The sequence below is a fragment of the Corynebacterium sp. CNJ-954 genome, assembly GCF_001942345.1.
GTDB lineage: Bacteria > Actinomycetota > Actinomycetes > Mycobacteriales > Mycobacteriaceae > Corynebacterium.
In genome coordinates, this window is record NZ_MKKI01000041.1 from 38,334 (window position 1) to 60,408 (window position 22,075).

Annotated in this window: 24 protein-coding genes and 1 pseudogene; 8 read left to right on the forward strand and 17 right to left on the reverse strand. The window is 65.7% G+C overall.

The features are described from left to right. The first annotated feature begins 40 nt into the window (after window positions 1-40). Window positions 41-361 (forward strand): hypothetical protein, encoded by a 321-nt coding sequence (locus BJF89_RS11625; protein WP_075815324.1) that lies wholly within the window; start codon window positions 41-43, stop codon window positions 359-361. Here the strand turns inward: BJF89_RS11625 and BJF89_RS11630 are convergent. Further along, window positions 337-813, reverse strand: coding sequence for a flavodoxin (locus tag BJF89_RS11630; RefSeq protein WP_075815082.1), 477 nt, complete (start codon window positions 811-813; stop codon window positions 337-339). The genes BJF89_RS11625 and BJF89_RS11630 overlap by 25 nt on opposite strands. 29 nt (window positions 814-842) lie before the next feature. Between BJF89_RS11630 and BJF89_RS11635 the strand changes: the two genes are divergently transcribed. Together BJF89_RS11635 and BJF89_RS11640 are read left to right on the forward strand one after the other, a co-directional pair. After that, on the forward strand, window positions 843-1,556 hold the full coding sequence (locus BJF89_RS11635) for a gamma-glutamyl-gamma-aminobutyrate hydrolase family protein (RefSeq protein WP_075815084.1): 714 nt from the start codon (window positions 843-845) through the stop codon (window positions 1,554-1,556). A 30-nt stretch (window positions 1,557-1,586) separates the two neighbouring features. Beyond that, window positions 1,587-2,165: a gamma carbonic anhydrase family protein gene (locus BJF89_RS11640; protein ID WP_075815086.1), complete on the forward strand. Its 579-nt coding sequence runs from the start codon at window positions 1,587-1,589 to the stop codon at window positions 2,163-2,165. Here BJF89_RS11640 and BJF89_RS11645 read toward each other — a convergent pair. The 4 genes and pseudogenes from BJF89_RS11645 to BJF89_RS11660 all read right to left on the reverse strand — a co-directional run bounded on the left by BJF89_RS11645 (window position 2,158) and on the right by BJF89_RS11660 (window position 6,646). Beyond that, window positions 2,158-2,928, reverse strand: coding sequence for an NAD-dependent deacylase (locus BJF89_RS11645; RefSeq protein ID WP_075815088.1), 771 nt, complete (start codon window positions 2,926-2,928; stop codon window positions 2,158-2,160). The two genes, BJF89_RS11640 and BJF89_RS11645, sit on opposite strands and share 8 nt — an antisense overlap. After that, a pseudogene (locus BJF89_RS11650) lies at window positions 2,912-4,599 on the reverse strand (cytosine permease). Before BJF89_RS11650 ends, BJF89_RS11645 begins: the two are co-directional and overlap by 17 nt. Before the next feature lie 59 nt (window positions 4,600-4,658). Continuing rightward, a complete protein-coding gene (gene bioD / locus BJF89_RS11655; RefSeq protein ID WP_075815326.1) occupies window positions 4,659-5,321 on the reverse strand; it encodes a dethiobiotin synthase in 663 nt (220 codons plus the stop codon). Beyond that, window positions 5,318-6,646, reverse strand: a complete 1,329-nt coding sequence (locus BJF89_RS11660; RefSeq protein ID WP_075815090.1) for an adenosylmethionine--8-amino-7-oxononanoate transaminase — start codon at window positions 6,644-6,646, stop codon at window positions 5,318-5,320. Before BJF89_RS11660 ends, bioD begins: the two co-directional genes overlap by 4 nt. Window positions 6,647-6,683: 37 nt before the next feature. Here BJF89_RS11660 and BJF89_RS19630 point away from each other — a divergent pair, with 37 nt between their 5' ends. Together BJF89_RS19630 and BJF89_RS19635 are read left to right on the forward strand one after the other, a co-directional pair. Then, window positions 6,684-7,403: an aminotransferase class I/II-fold pyridoxal phosphate-dependent enzyme gene (locus BJF89_RS19630; protein ID WP_255372619.1), complete on the forward strand. Its 720-nt coding sequence runs from the start codon at window positions 6,684-6,686 to the stop codon at window positions 7,401-7,403. 29 nt (window positions 7,404-7,432) lie between these two features. Further along, entirely contained in the window at window positions 7,433-7,870 is a 438-nt protein-coding gene (locus tag BJF89_RS19635) for an aminotransferase class I/II-fold pyridoxal phosphate-dependent enzyme (protein ID WP_369803720.1), read from the forward strand. 7 nt (window positions 7,871-7,877) lie between these two features. Here BJF89_RS19635 and BJF89_RS11670 read toward each other — a convergent pair whose 3' ends face one another. The 5 genes from BJF89_RS11670 to BJF89_RS11690 form a co-directional block, all read right to left on the reverse strand. After that, window positions 7,878-9,638, reverse strand: coding sequence for an ABC transporter ATP-binding protein (locus tag BJF89_RS11670; protein WP_075815092.1), 1,761 nt, complete (start codon window positions 9,636-9,638; stop codon window positions 7,878-7,880). After that, window positions 9,635-11,311 (reverse strand): ABC transporter ATP-binding protein, encoded by a 1,677-nt coding sequence (locus BJF89_RS19640; RefSeq protein WP_075815094.1) that lies wholly within the window; start codon window positions 11,309-11,311, stop codon window positions 9,635-9,637. Before BJF89_RS19640 ends, BJF89_RS11670 begins: the two co-directional genes overlap by 4 nt. 89 nt (window positions 11,312-11,400) lie before the next feature. Then, window positions 11,401-12,375, reverse strand: coding sequence for an ABC transporter substrate-binding protein (locus tag BJF89_RS11680; RefSeq protein WP_158026061.1), 975 nt, complete (start codon window positions 12,373-12,375; stop codon window positions 11,401-11,403). Window positions 12,376-12,482: 107 nt separating this feature from the next. After that, on the reverse strand, window positions 12,483-13,523 hold the full coding sequence (locus tag BJF89_RS11685) for an ABC transporter substrate-binding protein (protein WP_075815098.1): 1,041 nt from the start codon (window positions 13,521-13,523) through the stop codon (window positions 12,483-12,485). Between the two features lie 36 nt (window positions 13,524-13,559). Beyond that, window positions 13,560-15,446 (reverse strand): siderophore-interacting protein, encoded by a 1,887-nt coding sequence (locus BJF89_RS11690; protein WP_075815100.1) that lies wholly within the window; start codon window positions 15,444-15,446, stop codon window positions 13,560-13,562. A 137-nt stretch (window positions 15,447-15,583) separates the two neighbouring features. On the opposite strand from BJF89_RS11690, the gene BJF89_RS11695 reads away from it, so the two are divergent. Beyond that, a complete protein-coding gene (locus tag BJF89_RS11695) occupies window positions 15,584-17,215 on the forward strand; it encodes a helix-turn-helix domain-containing protein (RefSeq protein ID WP_222843840.1) in 1,632 nt (543 codons plus the stop codon). A gap of 93 nt (window positions 17,216-17,308) precedes the next feature. Here the strand turns inward: BJF89_RS11695 and BJF89_RS20060 are convergent, their stop codons facing one another. The 4 genes from BJF89_RS20060 to BJF89_RS11710 are packed head-to-tail and all read right to left on the reverse strand — an operon-like array spanning window position 17,309 to window position 18,459. Beyond that, window positions 17,309-17,476, reverse strand: a complete 168-nt coding sequence (locus BJF89_RS20060; protein ID WP_369803721.1) for a hypothetical protein — start codon at window positions 17,474-17,476, stop codon at window positions 17,309-17,311. Between the two features lie 57 nt (window positions 17,477-17,533). Beyond that, the gene (locus BJF89_RS19645; protein ID WP_255372620.1) at window positions 17,534-17,716 is read right to left on the reverse strand and encodes a hypothetical protein; all 183 of its coding nucleotides are present in this window, start codon (window positions 17,714-17,716) and stop codon (window positions 17,534-17,536) included. Window positions 17,717-17,740: 24 nt separating this feature from the next. Further along, a complete protein-coding gene (locus BJF89_RS11705) occupies window positions 17,741-18,220 on the reverse strand; it encodes a hypothetical protein (RefSeq protein WP_075815102.1) in 480 nt (159 codons plus the stop codon). 2 nt (window positions 18,221-18,222) lie between these two features. After that, window positions 18,223-18,459, reverse strand: a complete 237-nt coding sequence (locus BJF89_RS11710; RefSeq protein ID WP_075815104.1) for a helix-turn-helix transcriptional regulator — start codon at window positions 18,457-18,459, stop codon at window positions 18,223-18,225. Between the two features lie 103 nt (window positions 18,460-18,562). Between BJF89_RS11710 and BJF89_RS11715 the strand changes: the two genes are divergently transcribed. After that, window positions 18,563-18,814: a type II toxin-antitoxin system Phd/YefM family antitoxin gene (locus BJF89_RS11715; RefSeq protein ID WP_075815106.1), complete on the forward strand. Its 252-nt coding sequence runs from the start codon at window positions 18,563-18,565 to the stop codon at window positions 18,812-18,814. Beyond that, entirely contained in the window at window positions 18,811-19,230 is a 420-nt protein-coding gene (locus BJF89_RS11720) for a type II toxin-antitoxin system VapC family toxin (protein WP_075815108.1), read from the forward strand. Before BJF89_RS11715 ends, BJF89_RS11720 begins: the two co-directional genes overlap by 4 nt. Before the next feature lie 74 nt (window positions 19,231-19,304). On the opposite strand, the gene BJF89_RS11725 is transcribed toward BJF89_RS11720, so the two are convergent. From BJF89_RS11725 to ureG, 3 genes are read right to left on the reverse strand one after another with little or no spacing between them, the layout of a single operon-like run. Further along, the gene (locus BJF89_RS11725) at window positions 19,305-20,402 is read right to left on the reverse strand and encodes a virulence RhuM family protein (protein WP_075815330.1); all 1,098 of its coding nucleotides are present in this window, start codon (window positions 20,400-20,402) and stop codon (window positions 19,305-19,307) included. A gap of 56 nt (window positions 20,403-20,458) precedes the next feature. Continuing rightward, window positions 20,459-21,415 (reverse strand): urease accessory protein UreD, encoded by a 957-nt coding sequence (locus BJF89_RS11730; protein ID WP_075815110.1) that lies wholly within the window; start codon window positions 21,413-21,415, stop codon window positions 20,459-20,461. Then, window positions 21,412-22,065, reverse strand: a complete 654-nt coding sequence (ureG, locus tag BJF89_RS11735; RefSeq protein ID WP_075815112.1) for an urease accessory protein UreG — start codon at window positions 22,063-22,065, stop codon at window positions 21,412-21,414. The genes BJF89_RS11730 and ureG overlap by 4 nt, the downstream gene beginning before the upstream one ends. Window positions 22,066-22,075: the final 10 nt, after the last annotated feature.

The window sequence follows — 22,075 nt, forward strand, 5'->3', positions numbered from 1 at the left end:
CTGGCTTGTCGGTGTACCCCTCAAGGGTAGCCTGGCAGGCATGGACATGACACTGAAGAAAGCCAAGGACGTCAACACCGCCGCCGTCACCACCCTCGGTCTGATCGGAGGGTGGGTGAGCGCACGGGAGACCGGGATCCGCCCCCTCGGCGGAGTCCTGCTCGCCGCCGCCGGCGTCTACGCCGGACGCACCTGGCTCGCCAAGGGGGGTCCCGCCCTGACCGCCGGGCTGTCGACCGCGTACGTCGCCGGATTCGGTCTCTCGCACCCGCTGGCGAAGAAGATGGGTTCCTGGCCCGCTGTGCTCACCGTCACCGCCGGTGTCGCCGGGGCGTCCTACCTGCTGGCGGACAAGAAGTAGGCACCGACGGTATTCTCCGCCAGGGCCCGCAGGTCATCGAGGTGAGGCTCGATGTCTCCGGTGAAGGTGACCGGCTCGGCGGCTGAGGTCCAGCCGAATCCGGTGGCGATCGTCTCCATCGCCTTCTCCGCGCCGGTGGTGTCGTAACCGCCCCGGATCCAGTAGGAGAAGAGCGTCTCGCGTTCCTGGTTCTGGATGAACGTCGAGTCGAAGTAGTGCTTCAGCGCGCCGGAGATGTACCCGAAGTTCGCGGTGGTGCCCAGGATCACCGCCGCCGCGTTGTACAGTTCGTCGGCGTCGGGTTCCAGGGCATTGCGTTCCCTGACCTCGAGTGATTCATCGAGTTCCTCACTGACCTGGGCTGCCGCGTCGCGGGCGGCCTCCAGGACGGTCGTCGCGATCGTGCGCAGCTTGTCGGTCGGACTGTGGTGGACGATCAACACATAAGCCATACCCCCATGATGCACGTATCGTGGGGGCCATGGCAGACACCGACCTCAGCACCATTGTCCTGCGGCACGTCTCCTTCGAGGACGCCGGCTCGTGGGAGACTCTCCTGCAACCGACATACGTCGACGCCGGTGTGGACTTCCCGCCCGGCCCCCTGGAGGCCGACCTGCTGGTCGTGATGGGTGGGCCGGTGAATGCGGAGGACGGCGACTACCCGTATCTCGCCGACGAGATCGAACTCATCCGCTCCCGGCACGCCGCGGGCCGTCCCGTGCTGGGCGTATGTCTCGGAGCCCAGTTGCTCGCACTCGCCCTGGGTGGACGCGTCGTCCCCGCCGTCGGGCCGATGCAGATCGGGTGGTCGCCGGTGACGCTCACCGACGCCGGGGCGTCCGGCCCGCTGCGTGCACTGGAGGGCCAGCCGGTCCTGCACTGGCACGGCGACCGGATCGAACTGCCCGACGGCGCGGCGGCAGCGGCCGCCGGCATACAGCGTCTCGCGTACGACGACGACACCCCCGTCCAGGCGTTCCGCTCGAACCACGCCCTCGGACTTCAGTTCCACCCGGAGATCAACCCAGGCACTTTCGAGAGATGGCTGCTGGGCCACCACACCGACCTGGAGCATCACGGTGTCGACGTCGACGGGCTGCGGACGCAGACCGCGGAGTTCGCCCCACGGCTCGCCGGTCCGTCACGCAAGATGGTCGTCGACTGGTTGCGGATGGTCGGTCTGATCGACTGAGGAGGCCGCCCGGTAGTTAGAGTGGGGAACATGACCAACTACCAGAACCCCCGCACCAGTGGCCCGCTGATCCTCCCGTTCAACGGACGGGTACCTCGTATCCACACGTCCGCCTACATCGCACCGACCGCCGTACTCATCGGCGACGTCGAGGTCGGCCCCGATTCCTCCGTGTTCTACGGTGTCGTGATCCGCGCCGACGTCGGGGCGATCCGGATCGGCGCACGCACGAATATCCAGGACAACAGCGTCCTGCACGTCGACAGCGGTGTCTCCAACATCCTCGGCGACGATGTCACCGTCGGGCACCAGGCCCTCGTCCACGGCAGCAGCGTCGGTGACGGCACGCTGATCGGCATGTCGTCCTCGCTCCTCAGCGGTTCCACGGTGGGCAGCGGGACGCTCGTCGGCGCCGGCGCCATCGTCCTGGAGGGGCAGGACGTGCCGGGCGGCGTGCTCGCCGCCGGGTTGCCGGCGAAGGTGCGTCGTGAACTGTCCCAGGAAGAGCGGGACGGGCTCATCACCCACGCCGGGCACTACGTCGACATCGCGAAAGGCCAGATGCCGCCGGAGGATGCACTGAGCCTCGACGAGGTGCGCTTCAGCTGATCAGCTGCGGCAGTCCCACCGCCGCGGTGGTGCGCAGGGACCACGTCGCCACGGCCGTGAGATCCGTGTCGTCCGGACTGACCTCCACCACGGGCACGCCCCGGGACGCGGCGATACGCGGCAGACCCGCCGCCGGGTAGACCACCCCACTCGTCCCGACGATCACCACGAGGTCACAGGTCCGCATGGATTCCTCGGCGGCGGCGAAGTCCGCCTGCGGCAAGGCTTCGCCGAACCAGACCACCCCGGGCCGCACCAGGTTCCCACAGATACGGCACTCCGGAGGACGGAGCCGCGCGACGGGGTCGCCGGTGAGGGACGGGAGTTCCGGTTCGGGAGCGGCAGCACCACAGATCGTGCAGCGGAAGGAGAACAGACTGCCGTGCAGGTGGGAGACGTCCCTGCTCCCGGCACGTTCGTGCAGGTCGTCGATGTTCTGCGTGGTCACGTGCACGGCAATGCCCTCCTGGTCCGGCCTGTCCTGCCACGCCGCCACCGCCCGGTGTCCCTCGTGCGGGACGGCGGCACGGGCCTTGGCGGCGCGCCACAGGTACCAAGCCCACATGGGGTCCGGGTCGCGGGACCAGGAGTCGATACTCGCCAGGGCCTGCGGGTCCACCGTGCTCCACAGGCCCGTGGTGGCGTCCCGGAACGTGTCGAGCCCGGAGTCGGCGCTCATCCCCGCGCCGGTGAATACCTCGATGCGTCGGGCGTCGCGGACTGCGGTTACCAGCTCATCGGGCAGTTCAGCAGAGAGTGTCATTCTCCAAGGGTAGGACGTGCTCCCCCGAGCCGTCCAGGGTGAGCGCCAGCGACGAGATGTACCGGGTCTCCCCGTCCGGCCCCGGGACCGCGGAGGCCAGCATGTCGGGACGTTCACAGGACTCGCCGGTGACCACACAGGTCAGCCGCGCATCGGAGGGGTTGCCGTCGGCGTCCTCCATCGGCAGGTCAATGCCGTCCGAGTCGCGACGGAGGTACCAGCGCCCCTTCGTCAGGACAGCCGTCAACGGGGTGACGACCACCGCGATGACCGCGGCGAACAGCGGTGAGAACGGTGCGACCGCGTCCCCGAAGGCCCCGAAGAACATCGCGATGGACACGCCACCGGACAACAGCACCGACACGATGCCGACCGGGTTGTAGTCGAAGAGCATGCCACGACGGAACTCCGGACGCTTCGGGGAGATCCCGAGAATGTACTTGTTGACCACGATGTCGGCGGCGACGGTGAAGATCCAGCGATCGCCAGGTTGGAGTAGAAACTCAGCACGAAGCTCAGCACGCTGAACATGTTGAACTCCATCAGCGCCAGAGAGATCGACACGTTGAGCACCACGAACCACACGCGCCCCGGGTAGCGTTTGGTGGTGCGTGAGTAGATGTTCGTCCAGGCCAGGGAACCACAGTAGGCGTTGGTGGTGTTGATCTTGATCTGGGAGATGACCACCAGGATCACCGCCAGCGTGACGGCGAGCCAGCCGGGCATCATCTGGCGGTACTCGGTCATGAACTGGTTGACCGGTTCCACGGCGATGTCCGCGCTCTGGCCCACGACCGAGATCATGTAGACCGCGAGGAACACGCCGAGGATCTGCTTGACCGCGCCGAGCACGACCCAGCCCGGTCCACCGCAGATCACCGCGGCCCACCAGGAGCGCCGGTTGGCGTCGGTCTTCGGGGGCATGAACCGCAGGTAGTCGATGTTCTCCGCGATCTGGGCGGTCAGTGACAGACAGACCGCCGCGGCGAGCATCATCGCGGCGAAGGAGACGGGCGCGTTGTTCTCGCCGGTGTACTCCAGGAACGTCCCCACCGAGGACGGCTCCTGCACGACCAGGACGATCAACGGCACGAACATCATGACCAGCCACAGCGGGTTGGTCCAGGAGTGCAGCTTCGACAGTAGTTTCATACCGTAGATCACCAGCGGGATGATCATCAGCGAACTGACCGCGTACCCGGCCCACAACGGGATACCGAGACCGACCTTGAGCCCCTGCGCCATGATCGCCCCCTCGGTGGCGAAGAGGATGAAGGTGAAGGAGACGAAGATGAGGTTGGTGATGATCGATCCCTTGTAGCCGAAGCCGGAACCACGGGTGATCAGGTCGAGGTCCACGTTGTAGCGGGCGGCGTAGTAGGCCAACGGGAAGCTCGAGATGAAGATCAGCAGAGCGGCGATGAGGATGCCGCCGACCGCGTTGGTCGTACCGTGCTCCACCCCGATGGCCGCGCCGATGGAGAAGTCGGCGAGGTAGGCGATGCCACCCAGGGCGCTGGCCGCGACGGCCGCCGGCGTCCACTTACGGTAGTGACGTGGGGCGAACCGTAACGAGAAGTCCTCGGTCCCCACCGGGCTGGACGGCGGTGCCACCTGGGGGACACGGGACGGTGCCGGGCCCGGCTGGGCTGTCTGGGTTGTGTGCGTCATGGAACAGGACGCTACGGTCGCCGTTTTTCCGGCAGGGTCCCGTAGGCGTTTCCCGGAGGTTACAGTTCCGGGAGCTCCAGCCACCGCACGGCCTCCGCACGGAAGGCCGCCACGTCCAGCGACGACACCCCTGCAGGGATCCCGCCGAGCCACTGTGCCTGGTGCGCCGACCGGAGCGCGTCGAGCGTCGTCGCCGTCGCAGTGTCGGGGTCAGCGGGGACGGAGCCGCCGACGACCCCGAGGCAGTCGACGCCGCGCCGTTCCAGGGCCTCGAGGGTGAGGGCGCAGTGGTTCAGGCTGCCCAGGAAGGTCGTCGTCACCACGGCCACCGGTGCGCCGAGCCGGACCGCGAGGTCGGCGAGGGTGTAGTCACCGAGACTGACCAGCAGTCCTCCGGCACCCTCGACGAGGACGACCCGGCCCGGGCCGTCCAGACCCCGCAGTGCATCCACGGTCTCATCCAGACCGGGCAGGACGACGCCCGCCCGTCGCGCGGCGGCGACTGGGGCCAGTGGTTCCGGGCAGGTGGCGAAGCAGTGTGTGTCGGTGATCCCCGTCAATGCGGTGATCGTCTGCAGGTCGCCGTGTCCCGGAGGTTCACCGGTCTGCACGGGTTTCACCACGGTGACGGGATGTCCCGCCTCCTCCATGCAGACCGCCAGGGCCGCGGTGGCGATCGTTTTCCCGACGTCGGTGCCGGTGCCCGTGACCAGGAGGATCATCGTGCCCCCACCGCCGCGCACATGGCGTCGGTGATCTGCCCGACCTCGTGGTCGGTGCAGGTGAACGGGGGCATGGTGTAGAGCAGTCGCCCGAAGGGACGCAGCCATACCCCACGTGCGACAAGGTCGGCGGTGACTGTCGCCGTGTCCACCGGGTCAGCCGTCTCGACCACACCGATCGCCCCCAGGACGCGGACGTCGGTGACGCCCGGTACGTCCTGTAACGGTGCCAGCCCGGTGCGCAGGAGGTCCGCGATCTGCGGCACCCGGTCGCGCCAGTACCCGGACTCCACCAGGTCCAGTGCCGCGAGAGAGACAGCACAGGCCAGTGGATTGCCCATGAATGTCGGGCCGTGCATCAGCGCTCCCCCGCCGGGGACGGAATCCACCGCGGCAGCCACACGGTCGGTGGACAGCGTGGCGGCGAAACTCATGAACCCACCGGTCAGCGCCTTACCCAGACAGAGAATGTCGGGGACGATGCCCGCAGCCGTGCTGACCAGCGCGTCACCGGTGCGTCCGAAGCCGGTGGCGATCTCGTCGAGGATGAGCAGTGTCCCGGTGTCATCGCACAGGCGCCGCAGACCGGTCACCAACGCATGGTCGTGGAACCGCATCCCACCGGCACCCTGCACCACGGGCTCGGCGATGACCGCGGCAACGTCGTTCTCCTCGACAGTGGTGCGCATACGGTCGAGGTAGGCGTCGATGACGTCCGGAGCGCTGCCACGCGGCGGGGGCGCGGGGACGAACACCTGCGGGGTGAGTACACCGGTCCACAGTGCGTGCATGCCGCCGTCGGGATCACAGACGCCCATCGGCCCCTGTGTGTCCCCGTGATATCCACCGCGCCAGGTCAAGAAACGGGTGCGTCCGGGACGTCCGACGCCCCGCTGGTACTGCAGCGCCATTTTCAGGGCGACCTCGACCGCGACTGACCCGGAGTCGGAGAAGAACACCGACGTCAGCGGGTCTCCCGCGAGGTCGGGACCGTGGGCGAAGACGGTGAGCCGTTCAGCGAGTTCTGCAGCCGGCCGGTGGGTCAGGCCGCCGAACATCACGTGGCTCATCCGGTCGATCTGCCGGTGGGCGGCGGCGCGGAGACGCGGGTGCCCGTGACCGTGAGAGGCCGCCCACCAGGAGCTCATGCCGTCAATGACCTCGCGCCCGTCCGTCAGGTGCAACCGTGTGCCGGAGGCGGAAGCCACGGGAAGATTCTCGGCCGCCCCGTGTCGCGGGGCGTACGGGTGCCACACGTGCCGTCGGTCGGCCTCCACGACCCGGCAGGCGTCCCAGGTGTCCGTCAGGTGTTCTACACTATTCACACCACCAGGCTATACACCGTTCAATTAAGGAGCCACCGTGACCTCCCCCACCCGTCTCCGGACCCACCTCGCCGAGCGGCTGCGGACCTGGCGCGGTGCAGGACTGGGTCGCTCCACCGTCGACCTCGCCAGCGGACAGCACCCCGTCGTCGACATCGACGGTGACCGGCGCCTGCTGTTCTCCTCCAGCAACTACCTGGGCCTCTCCCACCACCCCGCCGTGGTGGCGGCGGCAGTCGACGCCACCCGGACCTTCGGCACCGGTGCCGGTGGCTCACGGCTGACCACCGGCTCCACCACCCTGCACCGGCAGCTCGAGGAGGAGCTCGCCGACTGGCTGGGTTACCCGGACTGCGTCCTGTTCCCCACCGGCTACGCCGCGAACCTGTCGGCCCTGAGTGTCCTGGCGGACGACGCAGTCACCGTCTTCTCCGACGAGCGCAACCACGCCAGCATCATCGACGGCTGCCGGTCGGCGAAGAGCGCAGGGGCGGAGGTACGCGTCTACCCGCACCGGGACATGTGTGCGCTACGCGGACTGCTCGACGCGCGCAGCACACCGCACGGCCTCGTCGTCACGGACGGGGTGTTCTCCATGGACGGCACCGTGGCACCGGTCGCCGACCTCGTCCCGTTGGCCCGGGAGCACGGCTGCATGGTCCTGGTCGACGACGCCCACGGCATCGGCACCCTCGCCGACGGACGTGGCAGCGCCGCCCCCACTCCCCTGCGCCGGACGTCCTGGTCGGCACGCTGAGCAAGGCACTGGCCGCCGAAGGCGGCTTCATCTGCGCCGACACCGTCATCTGCGAACTGCTGCGGAACCGGGCCCGCCCCTTCATCTACTCCACCGCCTCCCCCGCGCCGACAGTCGCCGCCGCACTGGCTGCCGTGCGACTGGTGCGCTCCGATCCCGGACTCGTCCGGCAGTTGCAGCATAACGTCCGTCGTCTCAGCACCGGGCTGGGGCTGGCGGGCGTCGCAGATACCCCGATCATCCCTGTACCTGTCGGCGACGAGCGGGCGGCCATGGCTCTGGCGGACGAACTGCGCCGGGAGGGATTCCACGTTCCCGCGATCCGCTACCCCACCGTGCCGCGCGGCCGGGCGATACTGCGCGTGACAGTCATGGCGACACACACCGACGCGCAGATCGACGCGCTGTTGAATGTCCTCACTGCTGACCGACGGAGAAGCCACGGAGATGAGAGGGCCGTCGGATGAGCGTCGGTCATGCAGAGTCGGTCCGCTTCCACGCGTTCCACAGGCTGGCGTACATGCCGTTGGCAGCGACCAGGTCAGTGTGAGTCCCCTCCTCGAGGATGCGCCCCTCATCCATCACCACGATTCGGTCGCAGGTCACTGCCTGGGAGAGCCGGTGCGCGATCACTACCGCTGTCCGGTCGGCGAGGACAGCGGCGGCTGCGCGGTCGAGCTGACCGGCATGAGAAGAGCCTGCCTCCGCGGTAGCCTCGTCGAGGATCGCCAGGTCCGGCGCAGCGAGCAGTAGCCGGGTGATCGCAATCTGCTGTGCCCGGGCATCGGTCAGCGGGTAACCACCTGCCCCCACCATTGTGCCCAGCCCGTCCGGCAACTCGCCAAGGAGAGCATCCGCTCCGGTGGTGATCAGAGCGCCTTGAACCGCGTCGTCGGTAGCGTCCGGCGCAGCGAGAGTGAGATTCTCCCGCAACGTCCCCTCGAAAACATGCACTTCCTGGGAGACCACCACAGTCCGGGCGGGACGGGACACGCTCCCGGAGTCCGGCAGTCGTATACCCGCCAGCACAGCGGCGAGCGTCGTCTTGCCCGCACCGGATGCCCCAACGACCGCCAGATGCTCGCCCGCGGAGATGTCGAGGGTGATGTCGGTGAGGGCCCGTGTGCCGTCGTCGTAGTCGAAGGTGAGGTTACGGACATGGACGTTGCCGACTGAACAGGAGTCGTCTCCCGGTACGTCGGAGTCTTCCGGGATCGTGATAACTCCGACTATACGATTCAGTGACGCGAGAGCAGACTGGAGAGTGTCGAAGACGAAGAGCAGCGAGTTGACGGGATCGAGCAGACGCAGCACCAGCCGCATCGCCGTGGTGGCACCACCGACGGTCGAGATCCCGTGGTCGATCAACACGAACCCGACGACGAGTACGGCGACTAGGCTCAGACATTCACCGATGTTGAGCCGAGCGGCAAGCATGGACTGCACCGTCCTCGCCCTGAGCCCTTTAACAGTGACGATCCAGGAATCCGACATGACTGCCCGGTGACGGCGGTCAGCGAGACCGAAACCGAGCACAGTGGCATAACCGCGTTGCGATTCGAGGAGGTGCTGCGCCCGAGAACTCATCGCTGTACGTTCCGCCTGGTACACGCCCGGACCCGTCCGCAGATACCAGCGCATCGCCACGACGTAGACGGGTAGAGCGACAAGGAATGCGACAGCATAGGACCATTCCAGGCCGGCGAGCCCGACGAGGGAGACAATGATGGTGAACGTGGTGACGGTAAGAGCAGGGATGACTGCGGGGGCGGCATCCGCAACGGCGGTGACATCGTCACTGGACCGCGAGATGAGGTCACCGGTGCCCGCGCGTTCCACGGTGTGCTGTGGCAGTGACATGCCGCGACTGACGAGACGTTCGCGTAGTTCAGCGAGCATGGTCTGGTAGACGCGGGTAGCGGTCACCACGGTCACCGCACCCCCGGCGGCACCGAGCACCGCGGAGACGACCATGACACCCATGACGAGAAGCACCGTGGCGAGGTCGGCGGTCCCCTCTCGCACCCGGTCGACGAGCATACCGATGGCAACCGGAGGGACCAGGGCAACGGCGGAGCTGAGGATGCCGAGGGCGACCCCGGCGGCAAGACGGAGTCGATGCCCGTGGCTGAGCCGCCAGATCTCCCGACCGGTCCCGCGCCAGTCGGCGACCGGGAGGCCTGGGGATGGTGAGGTGGGGGAGGCTGAAGAAGCCGAGGACGTTGAAGTGGTCATGCCGTCCTCCTCTCGGTCTCCGCTGTCAGGTCGACCACCCGGTCGCACTCGTCGAGGAGTACCGGGGACGAGGCGATGAGGAGGGTGGACCGGCCGGCCCGGGCAGCTTTCAGCCGGCCAGCGATGAGGTGTTCTGTGACCGAATCAACGGCGGTTGTGGGGTCGTGCAGGACGAGGACCGGGGCATCGGCGGCCAGTGCGCGGGCGAGTGCGACGCGCTGTTGCTGACCACCGGAGAGCCTGTTTCCGCCTTCCCCAACAAAGACCTCCGGGTCTGCGAAATCCTCACAACACGCGGCACGGAGGGCCGTCGCCACAAGCTCCGTCGGGCAGGACGTGTCAGCGGCGATGTTGTCGTGCACGGTACCGCCGAACAACGTGGTCCGGTGCGGAGCCACGGTGACAAGCCGACGGTAGTCCGGTGCAGTGAGATCGTCCGCGGGGACGCCGGAGACCCGCACCTCGTCTCTCCCCCACGGGCTGAGCAGTGTTTCCGCAAGATGGGCCGCGGTCCGGTCGTCGGCACGCACCCCCACCAGCTCGCGCTGCCGGAGGGTAACCGTCCCTCTTGCCCGTTTCCCCGGCACGGTTACCTCGAGTGCAGGCAGACCGTGGGCTCCGACGGGAACCACGGCTCGACCGGGCCCGGCACTGCCCTCTCCTGCTTTCAGCAGAACCTCCAGAATCCGGCTGGAGGACGCCCGCGCACTGGCGTAGTTCGGAATGGAGCCGTTGGCGATCGTCTCGATATGTGGGAGCAGTGCCTGAGTCAGGCCGACGACCGCGATGAACCCACCGATGCTGATTCGACCGTCGACTGCCAGCCATCCGGCCAAGCCCATGACAAAGGCCACGAAAATCCCGCTCACCGCACCGGAGGTGACGAGGAACCTCCCGAGCAGCCCCGCATTACGCTTCGCGCCGATGAGGGTCTGCTGGCTGGCGGAGCGGTAGCGTGATGCGACCTCGTCTTCGGCCCTGATACCTTTGACCACCCTGTACCCGGCGACGAGGTCAGTGGCCCTGCCGACGGTTGCGGCGAGCAGGCCCTGGTACACGCGGGTGTCCCGCGAATAGCGTTCACTGAGACGGCCCATCAGCCAGACGGCGAGGGGCGCACCACAGAGCACGACCACTCCGAGCAGCCAATGAGCAGATAGCAGAGACACGGCGATGAAGACGATCGCCGCGATGCGCGATACGGGGGTGATGAGAAGTTGTCCGGCGTTCGCCAGTCGGGTGACGTCATTCGTCATTACCGAGACGATGCTGCCCTCCGGTGCCTCGGAAACACCACCAGTCGGGTGCAGGACGGCGCGGGAAAGGGTGCTGCGCAGGCGGTACTGTAGGAGTTGCAGTACGTACGCATTCAGCCGGAGCGAGAACCGTGCCGCTGTGGTCAGCACGACATAGAGACCGACGAGAACACCGGTCCACAGCACAAGCTGTCCGGCGTCCACGCTCCCCAGTGCCCGGTCGATGGCGATCCCCATGACGACCGGTACCGCAGATTCCCCCACCTGCCACAGCACGGCGAAGAACATCGCCGGGACTGTGACGCGGGGCAGGGAGAAGATCACCTGCGCCAGGAATTTGCCTGAGGTGGTCTGTCGTGAGGTTTCAAACGGGGTGGTGCCGGTCGGTTCAGCCGGGTCAGTGAGGAACACCGGCATCCAGCGGGTGAATACTCCACGGTTGAGACCTGAGGGATCGGAGTGGTCAGCCAGCCTAACGCGGTTCCGTGTTGTGCCCATACGTCGGCTTATCTTTCATCAGTCAGTTGTTCAAGTGCCTTCTTGAGGGACTTCATGTTTCCCAGCTGGTCATCGTAGGTGACACCCTGGTTGCACTGGACTCCGAATGCCTTATTGTCAATGACTTGAGGCAGGGACCTCCAGAGGGCATCATCCAGAACTGGAGCGAACTCGGGCTTGACCTTACCGTCCGGCCCCAGCGGATAGATGAGGACATCTGAATCCTTGACGGTGTCATGGAGCGTTTCAATTGACTGTGAAGCTCCCGGACCATCCTCGCCGTCCGGTGACGTCGGAACAATATTCAGTCCTGCGTCACTGGCATATGCGGAACAGTATGAATGAGCGTACTCGACCGCGAATTCACCACCTGTGGACCCTGACCAGCTGTTCAGAAAGGTGAAGTCCGTGGATTCGAGAAGATCGCCGAACTCGCTCTGAACATCATCTACCAGCGCACTGTACTCAGATTTAGCCTCGTTGAAGTTGTCGAGCTCATCGACTGCATCAGCAAGCCGTTCTGACTGCGCCTGCCACTCTGACATGTTTGTTTCAGAGAAAACGGTCGGAGCAATGGACTGCAGCCGGCCCTCATCGTACGAATCGCCGGACAGAACATGTTCAGGCTCGTTGACGACAATGAGATCAGGCTCCAGACTGGCTATCTTATCGTAGTTCACTTCCTCGCCCAGATCTTCTGCTTCATCATTTGCTTTCTTCTGTTCTTCAGAAAGCCAACTATATTGCGAAGGCGTTGCTTTCGGCCCCAGACCAACTGGTCGAACTCCCAGATCAAGATAGGTCTGGGCCGAACCTAACGCAACGATCCTCTGCGGGTGCACTGGAATCTCGACGGTTCCGTTGAATGCTTCGAATTCCCGTATCGCACCATCCTGTGACCCCAGGGTAGAACCCCCGGAATCGTCTCCGTCGCTACTGCAGGCACCGAGAACTAACACCCCACTCATTAGGGTGGCAGCCACAGCGGCCCGCCGTCGCTTCGCACATCTAAAATTCATAATATGACCTTTCTCTGGTCCCCCTCAGGGACCGAAACATCCATCGAAATCGCGGGACTGGTGCCCGTCAGTTATTCCGCACCCACGGTGATCTTCTTCAGCTGCGGCATGATCTTCGGTAGGACCCATTCGAGTGCCGCGGGGCGGACGGCACCGATGGCGTTGGCGATGTCAGTGTCGACCACGAGGACGGCGTCGTTCTTCACCGCCGGCAGCTCGCCATACCCGGGGTGACCCTCAAGCTTCTGACGGTCCTCCTCGGTACTGTATTGGCCGCCACGCTCGATAAACACGTCAGCATTCAGTTCCGAGATATTCTCGAAGGAGACCTTCTTGAAGTCGTCCTGCTTCGTTCCGGTGTTCTCCATGCCGAGGATGTGAAGCAGTTGGCCGTCCTCCGGCGGGAATAGGGAGACCGTGGAATCACCCCCCACCAAGAACTCGTTGTAGGTCGCGCCCTGCAGGTTGCTGAGCTGTTCCCTGGTGTCGGCGAGCTGTGCCTCCGTTTCGGCGATAACGTCCTCTGCCTTGTCCTCTTTGCCGACGAGGGTGCCGAGGGTGGTGATGTTCTGCTGCCAGGTGACGCTGTTGATATCCTTCGGGGCGTAGGTCGGGGCGATTTCAGAGAGCTTGTCGTAGATGTCCTCGTCGACGGAGTCCAGGATGATGAGATCCGGATCGGCGAGGGAGACTGCCTCTGGGTCCGGCTTCCAGTCAGCATCGATCATCGTCGCATCGAACTCGGAGTACAGGCCCTCCATCCAAGGGCTGGCTTTCAGGAAGTCCTCCTCACCGCCGCTGCTGCTGTAACCGAACACCGGCTTTTCCCCCAACGCTGCCAGCGAGTCGACGGAGCGGTAACTACTCACCACCACGATATTCTCCGGCTTCTCCTCGACGGTGACGTCCCCGTACGCACCGATGACAGTCACCGGGAAGGCGGCGTCAGAGGACGACGAGGACGCTGAAGTGGAGTTCGCGGCGGAATCTGATGAGGAGTCCGAGGCAGCATTGTCGTTGTCGTCGCCGCCACAGGCGCTGAGCACCAGGCCCGCGCTGACGAGGGTGGCGGCGATCGCTGTCCCCCGCCGCTTCAGGATATTGAGGTTCACGGTTGTCTCTTTCGTTGGTGGTTCGTTGGTGGTTCGTCAGTGGGTGTCGGCGGGCACGAGGTCATGGACCGTGGTGCCCCATCCGACGGTGTGTGTTGTGCGGTGCACGAGACCGGCACGGTCGAACACTGCGTTCAACTCGGCGTCGGTGCGCAGACCGGAACCGTGGACGGCCAGAGCGAGTAGATCCGCTTCACCATCGTGCTCGTCGAGTTCCCCGGTGTCCTCGATGTCGTAGGTCTCCTCGACGTACAGCAGCCGCCCGCCCTGCGCGAGGTTCTCGGTGACCTTGCGCAGGGCGTGGGCTGCGTCCGCGTCAGGCAGGGCTTTGAAGCCACGACTGACGAATACGGCGTCCGACGCCGGCCCGGGTTCGAACACCGACTGCTCGACAATGCGCACCCGCGCCCGCTGCCCCTCGTCAGTGATGGTGGTGGGCAGGTCGCGGCGCAGCCAGTCCGCCTGGGCAGGAAGGGCACAAATCGTGACCTGCAGATCCGGGTACGCGGCGACGAACTCGGCGGCCTGAGCCCCTGCTCCACCGGAGTGGATGACCAGGTGGCGGACGCCGTCAAACAGATCTGCCTCGACAATCGGTGCGGCGAGAGCCGCCTGAAACAGTGCCAGGCGGTCCAGATAACGATCCTCGTAGTCCTGATCCTCACGCACCTGTGAGAACGTCTGCCCTGTCACCGATGCGTAGGACGCCCTGCCGGTCCGGACTGACTCGGTGAGCCCGAAGATGCCGAGCATCTCCCGACCACCGACACCGGCCGGGTCCAGTGAGTTTGCAACGAATTCCACGGTGAGAACCTCCCCCACCGGCGACAGGCCGTAGTGGCCAGGTCGCGGTGCGGTCAGCACCTCCAGTGCGAGCAGGTACCGGAGCAGTTTGCCCAGTGCCCGCTCGTCGCTGCCCGACCTCTCTGCGAGATCCACCACAGAGGTGACACCACGGGAGATCATGTCCGGAATGCCCAGTTCGACTGCCGTACGGATCGCGATCGGGGGGACCAGCTCAGTGAGATCATGGAGTTTCTCGAAAGCCGCCTTGTTGCGCTCGGGGTCCGGGACGGCGTCATCCTCTTCCAGGGAGACGACGGCGTCTCGCCGCCAGTATCCGGTGAAGTCGATGTCCGTCTTCGGGACCTCACATTCCTCGACCAGGTGGCGCCGCAGATCCCGTACGGTACTCTGTTCTCCGGCGATCCAGGCGAAGGGTCGGCCGTCCCACCAGTCGGTCGTACGGACTGCGTCCAATAGCGGGGAGTGCGCGGCGGCCCCCGCGGAGGTCCCGTGTGTCAGCCAGGTAACGGTCACCTGCGGAAGCTCACGGAGTTCCTGCCGGTGAGAGTCCTCGGTGACCTCGATGAAGACCTGCGCCCGGGCATCCCCGGGGAGATCCTCGAGCAGTCGGGCGATGGCGGGAACCGCTGTGTCGTCGCCGACGATGAGGAGCCAGTCAGCGTCCTGTCCGAGGTCCGGCAGGGAACGGGACAGGCTTGGCCCGAAGAAGTGGATCCGGTCGCCCACCCGGGCCCGGTATGCCCACGTGGTGCCCACCCCGACTCCATGACGGACGAAATCCACGTCGAGTTCACCGGACTCAGCATTCCAGCGTCGCACGGTGTACGCGCGGGACAGTGGACGGGGATCTTTCGGTTGGTCGAGCCCGTGCTCTTTCTGCACCGGCAAGACGGGGGCGTCCTCGCCGGGGTAGGGAAAGATCAGGCGGATGTCATCGTCGAAGCCCCCGGATGTGAATGCAGGTTGCAGGAAGCCGTTGTCCGATGTGAAGGCACCGAGCTGGTCACCACCGAGGGTGATGCGTCGCATTCCCGGCGTGAGGTCCGTCACGCGGGTGACGGCGACCTCCCGCAGGGTCAGCGGGTGCACGGTGGTGCGGCGCGAGGTTCTGGGCATCGGTGTGTTCGTCCCTTTCTGGCGGGGCAGACGTAGTAGCGGGTCCGTCATCCGCCACTGGAGACCGCGGACAACTCTGCTAAAGTTAGGCGAACCGTCCCTTCCTTAGGGTGCGTTAACTGACAGATAGTTAGGAGTTGGTCGGTCTGACTCCGCTGGTGACCGTCACCGACAGCCCGCCGGACATCCCCGCTCTCAGTGTCGATTCCGCAGTCCACCCCGGACCCCCTCCCCCGCAGCTACTCTGGGTCCGTACCGGAATGGCGCGTGTCCTGCTCAGCGATCTGCCTGAGAGGGAAGACGCCCCGGAAGAGTTCCGGCTCACCGCGGGCGAAGGCCTCTGGGTACCCGCCGGGGCCCGGAGCCGCATCAGCACCGAACCCGGCACCGTTGCCTTCCCGCTGAGCTTTTACCGGGACGCTGCCCTCGGGAAACTCACCCACCCCGTGAAGTTCCACGTCCCCGGCGGTTGGCAGGACTGGCTGATCCAGTGCTTCAACCTCCAGGTCACGCCCTTGGGTGGCACAGGCCGCGCACAGGACAGGATCACCGATCTCGTCCTGAGGTCCCGACACCACGTAAGCCCGGCCTCGGACGGGACAGACACGCCGTCGACAGGTGACGCACTCACACTGCCGACCAGCTCCGCTGCCCGGACGGTCGCCGAAGAACTGCTCGGTAACCCCACTCTCGACCTCACCGCTGATCAGTGGGCGACTCGTGTCGTTACCAGTACACGGACACTACGTCGCGCATTCCTCGCCGACACCGGTCTCACCTTCGAACAGTGGCGCCTGCGTTGCCGGCTGAACGCCTCTGTCCGGCACCTCGCCGCCGGACGTCGTGTCGACCACGTGGCCGCACTGGTCGGTTTCACCAGCCGCAACGGTTTCACCCGTGCCTTCCGCACCCAGTTCGGTATCACACCCCGACAATTCACCCGTGACCTCGTGGCCCGGCCAGCCGACAGTGAACTCGTCCTCCACGCCACCGCTGTCCGACAAACCGATGACGCACTGGATCTTGCTGTCAGTGGCGGCGATTATTCGGCCGTACCATCCGCCCCCGACCTCCTGCTCCCCGCACACACGCCGGTCCATACCAATGCCGTGCACGTGTTGAGCTGGATGTACCGCGGCAGCGGCTACCTTGACGCCGAGGGTCAGCACTATGAACGACAACGCGGGACGGCGACCTGGATCCCGGCGGGTGTGGAGCACACCACCGGCATCCACGCCGACTCGATCTCGCTTCCCGTCGGCACCGTCACCACCGGTGACCTCCAGCTCACCGACCCGCTCCAGGTAGTGTTCCCCAGGGCCTGGGACAACTACCTCATGTACTGCGCTGTGAGCGACCGCTCGATACTGCGTCCTGACGACCACGACCCAACCCACATCCTCGGCCTGTTCTCCGCCCAGCTCGCCGCGCAACAGTCGCTCGCCCTACCGATGCCGACAGATCCTTGCGCCAGGGGCGCAGCGCTGGCCTATTTACGCAGCATCAGCGCTCCCGCATCGGCAGCAACCTACGACCTCCCGGCTGACGTCCACCACATCTTCCGGTCACAGACCGGTATGAGCTTCACCCGGTGGCGGTACGCCGCACGCATGCGCGTGGCCCGGGGACTTCTCGCTGGCGGAGCCAAACCCAGTGCCGTGGCACGACGCGTCGGCTACGCACACCTGCCTACCTTCAGCGCCGCCTTCTCCCGGTTCCACGGCATCTCACCACGCGAATACCAGGAACGGGAGGCGGGGACGGCATAGCTGCACTCCACTCAACCGAACGCGGCATCCACCAGGGCTGGCAGGCCGGACACCGTGATCGTGCGCAGCGACCAGGTGGTCAACGGGGTCAGGTCAGTCGTCGCCGGAATGATCTCCATGACAGGGATGCCACGCCGGGACGCACCGGGCCGCCACACACTGTGCAGGTCGGTGGGGCAACCGCTCCACCGGTTCGGCCGGCAGACTGCCGTGCAGGTGGTACAGGTCCGCGACTCCGGCACTTTCATGCAGGTCATCGATGTTCTGGGTGGTGACGGGGAGATATCCGTTCCCGGTACTGTCGCCATCCTGGGCGTCCTACCACGGGGCGAGCGCGAGGTGGCCGGCGTTGGGCGCGGCGTCCCGCGCCCGGGCAGCCCGCCACAGGTACCAGGCACACAGGGGTCGGGGTCGCGGCGCCAAGAGTCGAGGGCGCCCATGGCCTGGGACGTCGACGCGGCGGGCGGTGCGGACAGCGTCCTGCAGGTCGGTGGGGATCATGGTCCGGAGGGTAGTTACCTGCGGTCAGTCCTCCAGGTCAGCGTCCAGTCGGCTGGTGTCACGCGCCCGGCGCCGCAGCGTCAGTCGACGCGCGTTCAGCATGCCTGCCACGGCAGCACCAGCCCAGAGGATCAGGGCCGGAATCAACGCGAACGCATCACCGTCGGCGCCGTTGACGACCACTCCGAGCAGCACCGCCAGGATCGCGACCGCAATGAACACCCCCTCCACAATCGAGGGCGTGCGGTACCGCGGACGCGGCGCGTACCGCTTCGACCAGATCAACGACCCGGCATCTCCCGCCACGACCGGGATGAGCACCACCGGGAAAATGAACCATGAGTACCCACCGGGCAGAATCCAGGCCAGGGCTACGGCGACCAGCAGCAGCGCCCAGGTCTGGCACTGCATTCCCACGGTGGACGCCTGGTGGACGATCCGTTCCTGGTATTCGTCGTCGACCAGGTCGTTGACGCGGCGGATGACGGTGCCCCCGTAGCTCATGGTCACTTCTCCTGTTCCTGCTCGTCACCGAAGATCTGTTCCACGGTGCGGCCCAGTTCGTGGCAGATAGCCAGTGCGAGATGGACCGAGGGTGAGTAGTTGCCTTTCTCGATGTTCGCGATCGTCTGCCTGGACACGCCGACCCGTTCAGCCAGCTCCGCCTGGGAGAGTTCTTCCCAGCGTCGCCACCGGCGGACCACGTTGGTCGTCTCGGCCGCATCCTTCGATGTATCGTTCACATTACATAATGTACAGTATTCTTTACATTGTGTCGGGAATGTTGCTGTGCCGTCCGTTGCTCGGCTGTTGTAGCATTGTTCCTACATCGAGGAGGTGGAAACTATGACAACAATGTCTTCCCGCGCGTTCAACCAGGACGTGAGTTCCGCCAAACGCTCCGCAGACACAGAACCACTGGTCATCACCGACCGGGGCCGTCCCGCCTACGTCCTCCTGACCATCGACGACTACCGCGACCTCACCGGAGACAACGAGGATCTACTCGACCGCCTCAGCATGAACGACGAGGACGCCGACGAGATCGACTTTGACCCGGGCCCAGTCTCTTTCGGACTGAGGGTCCCTGAATTGTGAGATACCTTCTCGATACCAACGTGCTCAGTGAACTCAGGAGGTCCCCACGCCGTGCCGATCCTTCCGTCCGCCACTGGATCGCGGCGCAGCGTCCGACAGATCTCTACATCAGCGTCATCACCGTCATGGAACTTGAACTCGGGGTACGCCGTGTGGAACGCCGCGACATCGTCCAGGGCCGACGCCTCCGGAACTGGCTCGACGACGATGTGATGGACGTCTTCACCTCGCGGACTCTTGAGATCGACGTGGACACGGCAGTCCGGACAGCGACCCTCCATGTCCCCGACCCCGCTCCAGAGAGGGACGCGCTGATCGCAGCAACAGCGCTTGTCCACGGACTTGCCGTGGCCACGCGCAACACCCGGGACTTCACACCGACCGGGGTTCCCCTGGTCAACCCCTGGGAACAGTAGTCCTACCACTCCGGACGTGGAAAATGTCGACTCACCATCCTCAGATCCCAAGATGCCGACGCCCCGTGCGACAGTCAGTCACTCGGACCCACGTCCGCAATCCGTCGCGGTGCCAGGCGTTCCCGGTCAGCCAGAATGCGTCGCTCGATACTCTGTAGCTCGGCCAACTCCGCCGCTGCCGCCTGAGCCTCCCCGGGTGCCCGACGGTGCGCGTCATAGACGGCATACCGGTCACCGGCGAGCTGCCTGGCGTCGTTCATCCGGATCCGACCGGCGTCGTTGAGCGCCTCGTAGTCATTGAACTCGATGAACTGGTCCGTCTTCTCCAACCAGTCCGCCATGTGAATAACCTTGCGGCGTCGGGCCTGGGATTCCGCGTAGCTGAGAAACTGATCGACAAGACGGTTGAGCTCGTCGAGTTCCTCCCGGGTCAGGTAGTTCTTGGCGGTTCCGACATCCTTCTTGCGCACCGTCTTTCCTGCGAAGCTGGTCAAGCCGAGGTTGTCTGCGGTCGGATCACACCGGGTGGCGATGACCTCGGCGGCCGTCTGACCGGTGACCGCGTAGTGCAGTTTGTTCTGAATCTGTCGGAACAGCGACACGGAACGCGGATCATCCTTGTCGTAGTCGTCGGCGAGCGCGAAGACATCACGGACCTGCTGGTAGAGACGCACTTCGGAGGACCGGATGTCCCGGATGCGCTCCAGCAGCTCGGAGAAGTAGTCGCGGCCACGCGGATCCTTGAGCCGCTCATCGTCCATGGCGAAACCCTTGATGAGGTACTCCGTGAGGACGCTACTGGCCCAGGTCCGGAACTGGACACCGCGACGTCCCCTCACCCGGTACCCGACGGCGAGGACGGCATCGAGGTTGAAGTGGTCGATGCTTCGCCGGATCGTGCGGTCGCCCTCGGATCGAACCTGCAAGAATTTCTTGCAGGTTCGATCCCTGGTCAGCTCGCCTTCTTCATAGATGTTCCGCAGGTGTGCATCCACGTTTGCTCGGCTCACCCCGAACAGCTCCGCCATCTCGCGCTGCGTCAGCCACACCGTCCCGTCGACCACCCGGAGATGGACCTCCACATCCCCGTCCTCGGTCGTGTAGATGACGAACTCCCCGAGCCCGTCCACGTTCTCGATGACCAGGTCGTCCCCGTTCTCATCATCTGCCATGGTGTTCCCCTCCGCTGACGTGCCGTCCACTACTGTCGCCGATGGTAGCTGAGCACTCACATCCGGCGCAGGTCCACCGCAGGCCGGCCCAGCAGGGCCCGGCGGGCATGGTCGTGGACGGCATCCACGACCGCCCGCACGGCGACCGGATCCTCCCCCGCCACGCGGACGGTGAGGCCGGCGTCCCCGACCATGGTGGACGCCGCGGCGGTCAGGTCCCCGGCGTCGGTTCCCGCACACTGCTCCACCAGCAGTTCCCTGACCGACACCAGCAGCTTCTTCACAGACGTACCCGCCGAACCCGCCGATGGCACGATGAGCACGGTCCCCCACACCGGCCAGCGCGACAGCAGCATCTCGGAATTCGCCGTCGCACCGGTGACGCACAAGGTGTCAGACAGCAGCGGGCGACCGTTCCGCGTGACCCGGAAGCGCTGCGCGAGGGTGTCGAAACCGTTGACCTCCCCGCGGGCGAGTCGTCCGGTCAGCATCACCTCCGCGGCAAGCACCGTCCCCCCGGGTGCGACGTCCACGTCGGTGGTCTGCAGCAGGCGGGAACCGGCGAAGAGAATCGTCTGGCCGGGCAGGTACTCGCACACCGCACCATCGGCGACGTGCAGGCTCACCCACTGCGACGCCATCCCGGCATCCATGCGGTGCACCGGCGTACCGGCCTGGGTGGTCACCGTCGCCCGGGAGCCGGATTCCAGGCGGAGGACCTGACGGATGCGGTCATTCTGGGCCAGCCCACCGCCGGTGGTACGAATGTAGAGGAACGCCTCGCCGGGGTCGGACGGGTCGATGTACAGCGGGCGGGTCAGCTGCATCGGCGCTTTGACGAACCGCGAAACCACTCCCGTCCGTCCACCTCTCACCCCCAGCGTGACGTCGAGGACACCGACCTTGCCGGGACGTCCCACCGGCATCACCCCTCCGGAGGAGCGCTCCCCCGCGACGTCCGCCATCTCGTGCGGGACGGGTGGAGTGAGGGAGGACGGGTCGAGGGAGGTCACTCCCGGTTCTCCCGGAACCCCTCCAGCTTCTGCTGCAGTTCGACGATACCCTGACCGGAGAAGCAGTCGGTGAGGACGACGGGGTTGCCGTCACGTACGTCCACGGCGTCGGCGTTCATCACGGTGAGGTCGCAGCGCACGTACTGGGCGATGTCGGTCTTGTTGATCACCAGGATGTCCGACTCGGTGATGCCGGGCCCCCGCTTCTTCGGCATCTTCTGCCCCTCTGCGGTGTCCAGCACGAAGACGAACACGTCCACCAGCGCCGGGGAGAAGGTGAGCGTGAGGTTGTCGCCGCCGGACTCGAAGAACAGGGTGTCGATCTCCGGATGTTCGTCGAGCAGGTCGGCGGCGGTCATGAGGTTCATCGTCGGGTCGTCACGCACCGCGGTGTGCGGGCAGGAGCCGGTCTCCACACCGATGACCACGTCGGGACTGATCACCCCGTCAAGCTCCCGGCGGACGTGCATGGCGTCCTCCTGGGTGTAGATGTCGTTGGTGATCACCCCCACCTGGCGTCCGGCCTCGGCGAACCGGGGCACCAATGCCTCGATCAGGGCGGTCTTGCCGGAGCCGACGGGGCCGCCGATGCCGATACGAAGCGGCGAACCGGTGCCGGTGACGGGGTCAGGGGTACTCGGGGTAGTCATGGGGTGATTT